Here is a 6,266-nt window from a genome sequence, read left to right as displayed (position 1 = left end):
CTTCACGCTGGCGGCCCTCGGCGCCGAACCGTCCGCGCTCGCCACGGGCCGGGTCTGCACCCCGTTGCCCGCGCGAGCCTGAGCTGCCGCGAACCCTGCCGTTCAGCAGGGGAGGTGACGCAACGTCGGGCCGAAGTAGTGCCGATCGGCACATGTCTCGGAGGGGGTGCGGCGGCCAGGCTTGGGGGCATCGAAACGGCGGCCACCAGGGCCGCCGCAGGGGAGGAGCCCACCGTGTCCCGCACCACCACCAGCAGCACCACCAGCACCGACGCCAGCACCCGTCCCGGCGCCCGCCGCCGCATCCGCACCGCGATCGCCGCAGCCGCCGCGGCGCTCGCCATCACCACGATGACGGCCGCGGTCCCCGCCCAGGGCGCCGACGCGCAGTCACACGCCCGACCGGCGAGCGTCAGCGGCTCCGGCCGCATCGTGTTCGACTACGCGCCGGACGACGAGATCCGGTTCACCGTCGACGCCCGGGCCGTTCCGTTCAGCCGGCCGTTCCCCGACATCCCCGCCCTGGCGCACGGGCTGCCCACCGACGCCCGGGGCACCGTCACCATCTCCCACCGGGTCGCCGCCACCGGCCAGGTCGGCCACGCCGAGGCCGCGGTGGACTGCCTGGTCACCGGCGGCCCGGTCGCCACCCTGACCGCGGTCGTCACCAAGTCCGACGTCCGGCCCGTCGGCGAGCGGATCGGCCTGAGCGTCTACGACGGCCACGGCAAGGGCAAGGACCGCTTCGGCTTCTCGTGGGGCGTGGTCAACATGGACCTGGACGCCGCCGGGCAGCCCCGGCCCGGCATAACCGGCACCTGCATGGCCCCGGCCCCCTTCAACCCGGTCGTCGAGGGCGGGTACCACGTCCACCACACCGAGCTGCCCACCCCGTGACCGGCCCATGACCGGCCCGGGGCACGGTCGGCCGCCACCGGAATCCCGTGGCCGCCGACCGCTCGCCCTGCTTATCGTCGGAGGATGACCACTCGAACCTTCCGCATCATGGTGCGCGGCGTCTTCGACGGCCTGAGCCCCGAACAGCGCGCCGAGCTCCTCGCCGATGCCGCCGACCACGACATCCTGCACGCGGCCTTCACCCCTGAGGGCCACCTCGCCTACGACCTCACCGCCCGCTCCGCCTTCACCTTCCGCTTCCTGGACTCCGGCGAGGAGGAAGAGGACATCCTCGACGCGACCGAGCGCGCCGAGCAGGCCGCCGAGGCCTGGCTGACCGAACGCGGCTACGGCTTCAAGAACCTCCGCACCCAGGCCGAGGACCTCTCCCAGGCCCCGCTCGGCAAGCGCCAACGCCGCGCCGCCGCCACCAGCTAACCCCCTCCCCCTCCCGCCACCTCCTTGACCGCTCAGCCCCCGTATATGCTTGAGCGCTCAAGGAGGTGGCAATGACAGCCCCGCAGACCGACCCGCCGACCCCCGATCCGCCGACCCCCAACCCGCCGCAGACCGACCCGCCGAACCCCAACCCGCCGAACCCCGACCCCCTGGACACGGCCCTGCGCCTGGTCCGCGCCCAGGCCACCCTGGTCAAGCGCTTCGACGCGAGCCTCAGCGGCCTGCACGGCGTGAGCCTCTCCGACTTCACGATGCTCCTGCGGCTCGGCGAGGCCCCCGGCGGCCGCATGCGCCGCGTCGACCTCGCCGAGGCCCTCGGCCTGACCGCCTCCGGCGTCACCCGCGGCCTCGCCCCGCTCGAACGCATCGGCCTGGTCACCCGCGAGCCGGCCCCGCGCGACGCCCGCGTCGCCTACGCCGCCCTCACCCCGACCGGCCGCGAGCGCCTCGCCGAGATGCGGACCACCGCCCGCCAGGTCGCCGCCGACGTCTTCACCCAGTGGCCCGCCGGCGACCTCACCACCCTCGCCGCACTCCTCGGCCCCCTCACCGGCCCCCACGCCCGCCCCCTCCGCTGACCGCTGACCCGCGCACGCCCTCCCCGGAAACCCGCATGCGCCGCCCGGCGCGGCTCTGGGATCATGCCCGAATGGCGCAGCACCTCGAAACCCTCGTCGTCCGGCACACCCACCGACTCCCCCTCCCCGCCGGCACCCTCACCGCCGCCGACGGCCAAGGGGCCGATGCGGCACGGCAGTTCGACGCCGCGCTGATGTCCGTGGGCTTCAAGCTCTCGGCGGGCCTGCTAGAGCACCTGTCGGAGCTGCCAGAGGCCACCGTGGTCGCCACCGCCGCCCGCACGCTGGACACCGTCCGCGCGATGGTCGGCGACCACGTCGCCCACAACGCCTACTTCATCGACTTCCCCGCCAACGTCCCGGACACCTTCGAGTTCTGGACGTGGTGCATCGCCGAGGCCCTCGCCGACGACACCACCCGCGAGAGCACGATCGCCCAGCTGAGCACCGGCGTGGTCGACCTGCTCACCCTCCCCACCTACGGCAACTACCGGCACACGTACGCCGAGTTGCTCGCCGCCCACGACGAGCTGATCGCCGCCGCGGGCGACCGGATGACAGTCCTGCACCCCGGCGGCACCCTCGACGACGAGATCACCGCCCTCTACCTGGCGCTGGCCGGCAGCGCGACCCCGCTCGGCGAGGAGGCCCTGGCCGATCTCGGCGCCCTCGCCGCGCACTGCGTCAACGGCCCCCAGCCCGAGGCGATCCCGGTCCGCGAGAACCGCGCCGTCGTCAACCTCGCCCGCCTCGACGCCGGCGCGGGGCTCCTCCTCGACACCGCGACGGACGTGCTGCGCCTCGCCTGCGCACTCTCCAACGGCGACGTGACGCTCGCCGAGCGGACACGCTTCCGCTCGTTCTCCCGGCGCGTCCGCCGCGCCCTGCTCACCGGCCTCGACGCGGTCATCGCCGAGAACCCGGCCAAGCTCGCCGACATCACCGCCCACCGCGAGGCGTTCAAGCGCCTCGGCGAGCGCCTGCACCCCCACGAGTACCCGCGACTCCCGCACGCCGCCGAGGCGTTCGCCGTCGCCCGCGGCGAGCAGGAGGCCCGCTCGTTCGACAGCCGCGTCGAGGAGCTCCTCCGCGCCGACGACGTGACGGCTGCCGTGCGGCTGCTCACCGCCGCCCCCGGCAAGCTGTTCCGCGCCCTCGACCGGCTGCTGCGCGCGTGCCGCACCCGGGACGAGCGCGACACCGTCGTGTCCGCCGCCGAACAGGCCGCCCCGCACACGGCGGGCCGCGTCCTGCTCTCCGTCCGCGAGCACCTGCACAACCGCACCGACGGGAACCACGCCGACGCCGACAACGCCGCTAACACGCCCCCCGCCGCCCCCACCCGCCGCTTCTTCGCCACCCGCCTCGGCCGCGCGTGGGTCACCGGCGACGCCCGCCCGCCCCTGCCCGCCGCCGAGCGCAAGCACCTGATCGATGTCCTCGACGCCGAACTGCGCCGCCGCCTGCCCACTCCCGAGCACCTGCTGATCGACCCGGCCGTCCTCGACGTCGCCCTCCCCCTCAGCGGCAAGGCAAGCGCCGCCGGCCTCGGCGTGCTCCCGCGCGGCTCCCTGTCCCCCGTCGACGGCGAACTGCTGCGCTTCTTCGTCTACTGGAAGCAGACCAGCCACACCACCGACTTCGACCTCTCCGCACTGCTCCTGGACGACGACTTCCGGACGGTCACCTGGCTCTCCTACACCCAGCTCAGCGAGGTCGAGGGCGAGCACTCCGGTGACGTCACGAACGCCCCGAACGGCGCCTCGGAGTTCATCAACCTGCGCCTGGGCGCGGCCCGCGGCAGCTACATCGTGCCGCAGGTCAACATCTACTCCGGCGAGGGCTTCGAGCAGGTCGAGGAGTCGTTCTTCGGCTACATGCTGCGCGAGGCCGAGCAGCAGGGCCTCCCGTTCGAGCCGCGCACCGTCCGCGTGAAGTCCGACCTCCGCGGCCCGGGCAAGGTCGCCCTCCCCCTCGCCTTCGTCCGCACCCCGGACGGCCGCTGGCACGCCAAGTGGCTGCACCTGTACCTCCAGGGCAGCCCGGACGCCAACCGCGTCGAGGGCAACCGGGTCTCCGTCGCCACCCTGGTGCGCGGCATCGTCGGGCGCGAGTACCTCACCGTCCGCTACCTCGCCGACCTCATGGCCGCCCCCACCACCACCCTGTGGACCGGCCCGGGCGGCGCGGGCGGCGCGGGCGGCGCGGGCGGCAACCCGCCCCCGCCCGGCCCGGTCACCTACATCGGCCTGGCACGCCCCGAGGGCCTGCACCCGGACTCGGTCGTCATCACCCCGGAAAACCTGCGCGACCTGATCCCCGCCTGACTGATACCGTGTTCCCCGGCGAGGCCATGAACGGGCTTCCTTCTCACTTCCCTGACCCTAGTCCGTTCGCTTTCCTCGCCCCAGACTTCACGCCCGATGCCGGGGTGCCCACCACAGCACCCCGGCATCGTCGTGTCCGAAACCATGCGCCCCGGCCCGCCGTACGCGACGCCACCCCTCCCGCCGGTCGCCCACAAACAACGACCTAGGCTGGACACGCACCACCGACCCGGACCACCGCGAGGGGCACCCTCATGACGCACGGCAGCGACGGCGGCAAGGCGCTCGACCTCGCCGAGGTGCACCCGTTCGACGAGGGCGACCTGCCCCGCCGCCTCTGGCGCGTCACCAGCTGAGCGACCCGACCCCGCAGTCCGCTGCCCGCCCCTACAGGAGACCGCCCCGATGACCACCGCCCAGCACCCCGCCCCCGGCCTGAGCATCGACGGCACCGGCCTGCTCTGCGTACAGCTCCTGCTTCGCCTGCGCGGTCACATAGCGGGCCACCCGGCCGGCACGGTGGTCCACATCCACACCACGGACCCGGCCGCCCCGCTCGACCTCCCGGCCTGGTGCCACCTGACCGGCCACGAGTACCTCGGCCCGGTCCCCCACCCGGCCACCGACCGCGAGGTATACGCGATCCGCCTCACCGCCACCGCCGTCCCCACGCGCCCCGGCCGCCCCTGGCACACCGAGCCCGCCGACAGCCCGACGACCGACTGACGGCCGACTGACTGACTGACTGACTGACGAAGCGGCACACGAAGCGGCCGAAGACCGACGGTCGCGGCCGGCCCACCATGCCGCCCGCCCCGCCGGTGTGCCACCATGGGGGCGTCGAACGACCAAGCGGCATAAGGAGGTTGACCGCTTTGGACGCGGATCAGGACCCGATCCTCGACTGCCGGTGGCACGATCGCCGGGGCGACTGGCACCTGAGCGTCATCCGCAACGGGTCGGCGTGGGAGCTGTTCGCCGCCGCGCCCGTCCACTCGGAAACGATCCCCTTCGACGGCCCCGACGACGTCCGCCGCCTCGCCCAGGCGCTGCTGGACCTGCCGGCCGGGCCCGAGCCGTACGAGTTCGAGTGGCACCTCTCGTGCGACGAGAAGGGAAGGACCGGGGACGGGCGCACCCTGTTCGCGACCTTCACGGTCGGACTCGACCCGGCGGACAACCACCGCCCGTACCTCGCCTACCAGTCGTACTACCACCGGGGCCACTCGACCGCCCTCGGGCTGGAGGTGATCTGCGAGGACCCGCCGATCGACCGCCTCCAGGCCCAGGCGCACGCCCTCCTCACGAGCCTCCCGAACCCACACCCGCTCCCGCCGCACCACACCCGCCGGACGCCCCGAGCCAACACCCGCGAGAATCCGGCCGGTTGACGAAACGCGAGCGCCGCACGCCCGCCGAAGCGGACGCGCGGCCCACAAGCTCACGCAGTAGAGCTCACGCAAAAACGCAGCAACGACAGCCTCAGGCCGTCCGGCGCAGCAACGCCAGGTACATCGCGTCCGTCCCGTGCAGGTGCGGCCAGAGCTGCACGTCCGGCCCGTCCCCCAGCGCGGGCACGCCGGGCAGCAGCGGCCGGGCGTCGATCCACTCGACGCGCCCGCCCTCGGCGCGCAGCACGTCGTCGACGACGGCCCGGGTCTCCGCGAGGTGCGGCGAGCACGTCGCGTAGCCGACGACGCCGCCCACCCGGGTGGCCTCGATGGCGGAGCGCAGGAGGTCCCGCTGGAGCGGCCCGAAGGCGGCGATGTCCGCGGGCCGCCGGCGCCAGCGCGCCTCCGGCCGGCGGCGCAGCGCGCCGAGCCCGGAGCAGGGCACGTCCACGAGGACACGGTCGAAGGCGCCGGAGCGCCAGGCCGGCCGCGTCCCGTCCGCCGCGATCACGGTGTACGGGCCGGGGTTGCCCTCCAGGGCCCGCGCCACCAGCCGGGCCCGGTGCGGCTGCTTCTCGCTGGCGACGAGGCCCGCGCCGCGCTGGGCGGCGAGG

6 protein-coding genes and 1 pseudogene are annotated in these 6,266 nt (G+C 74.2%); 6 read left to right on the top strand and 1 reads right to left on the bottom strand.

The genetic code is table 11. The features are described from left to right. Positions 1-234: 234 nt before the first annotated feature. From AB0O00_RS26610 to AB0O00_RS26585, 6 genes are all read left to right on the top strand, one after another. Positions 235-897, top strand: coding sequence for a hypothetical protein (locus tag AB0O00_RS26610; protein WP_363655850.1), 663 nt, complete (start codon positions 235-237; stop codon positions 895-897). An 84-nt stretch (positions 898-981) separates the two neighbouring features. Next, the gene (locus AB0O00_RS26605) at positions 982-1,335 is read left to right on the top strand and encodes a DUF6204 family protein (RefSeq protein WP_363655848.1); all 354 of its coding nucleotides are present in this window, start codon (positions 982-984) and stop codon (positions 1,333-1,335) included. Between the two features lie 71 nt (positions 1,336-1,406). After that, positions 1,407-1,934 carry a MarR family transcriptional regulator gene (locus tag AB0O00_RS26600; RefSeq protein WP_363655846.1) on the top strand — a complete coding sequence of 176 codons (528 nt, stop codon included), beginning with the start codon at positions 1,407-1,409 and terminating at the stop codon, positions 1,932-1,934. A 71-nt stretch (positions 1,935-2,005) separates the two neighbouring features. Then, positions 2,006-4,261: a hypothetical protein gene (locus AB0O00_RS26595; protein WP_363655844.1), complete on the top strand. Its 2,256-nt coding sequence runs from the start codon at positions 2,006-2,008 to the stop codon at positions 4,259-4,261. Positions 4,262-4,666: 405 nt separating this feature from the next. After that, complete coding sequence (locus AB0O00_RS26590) at positions 4,667-4,987, top strand: sulfurtransferase TusA family protein (protein ID WP_363655842.1); 321 nt, start codon at positions 4,667-4,669, stop codon at positions 4,985-4,987. Positions 4,988-5,136: 149 nt separating this feature from the next. After that, on the top strand, positions 5,137-5,652 hold the full coding sequence (locus tag AB0O00_RS26585; RefSeq protein WP_363655840.1) for a hypothetical protein: 516 nt from the start codon (positions 5,137-5,139) through the stop codon (positions 5,650-5,652). Positions 5,653-5,743: 91 nt separating this feature from the next. Here AB0O00_RS26585 and AB0O00_RS26580 read toward each other — a convergent pair. After that, positions 5,744-6,266, bottom strand: a pseudogene (locus tag AB0O00_RS26580) (rRNA cytosine-C5-methyltransferase); the annotation flags it as partial.

The organism is Kitasatospora sp. NPDC093558, assembly GCF_040683475.1.
In the GTDB taxonomy this organism is placed as follows: Bacteria; Actinomycetota; Actinomycetes; order Streptomycetales; family Streptomycetaceae; genus Kitasatospora.
The sequence above is the reverse complement of the archived record's forward strand: the minus strand, read 5'-3'. Positions and strand labels throughout refer to the sequence as shown.

Excerpts from the sequence above, each read along its gene's own strand:
- AB0O00_RS26605 (WP_363655848.1), top strand. The coding sequence starts at position 982 with ATGACCACTCGAACCTTCCGCATCATGGTGCGCGGCGTCTTCGACGGC.
- AB0O00_RS26600 (WP_363655846.1), top strand. The coding sequence starts at position 1,407 with ATGACAGCCCCGCAGACCGACCCGCCGACCCCCGATCCGCCGACCCCC.
- AB0O00_RS26595 (WP_363655844.1), top strand. The coding sequence starts at position 2,006 with ATGGCGCAGCACCTCGAAACCCTCGTCGTCCGGCACACCCACCGACTC.
- AB0O00_RS26590 (WP_363655842.1), top strand. The coding sequence starts at position 4,667 with ATGACCACCGCCCAGCACCCCGCCCCCGGCCTGAGCATCGACGGCACC.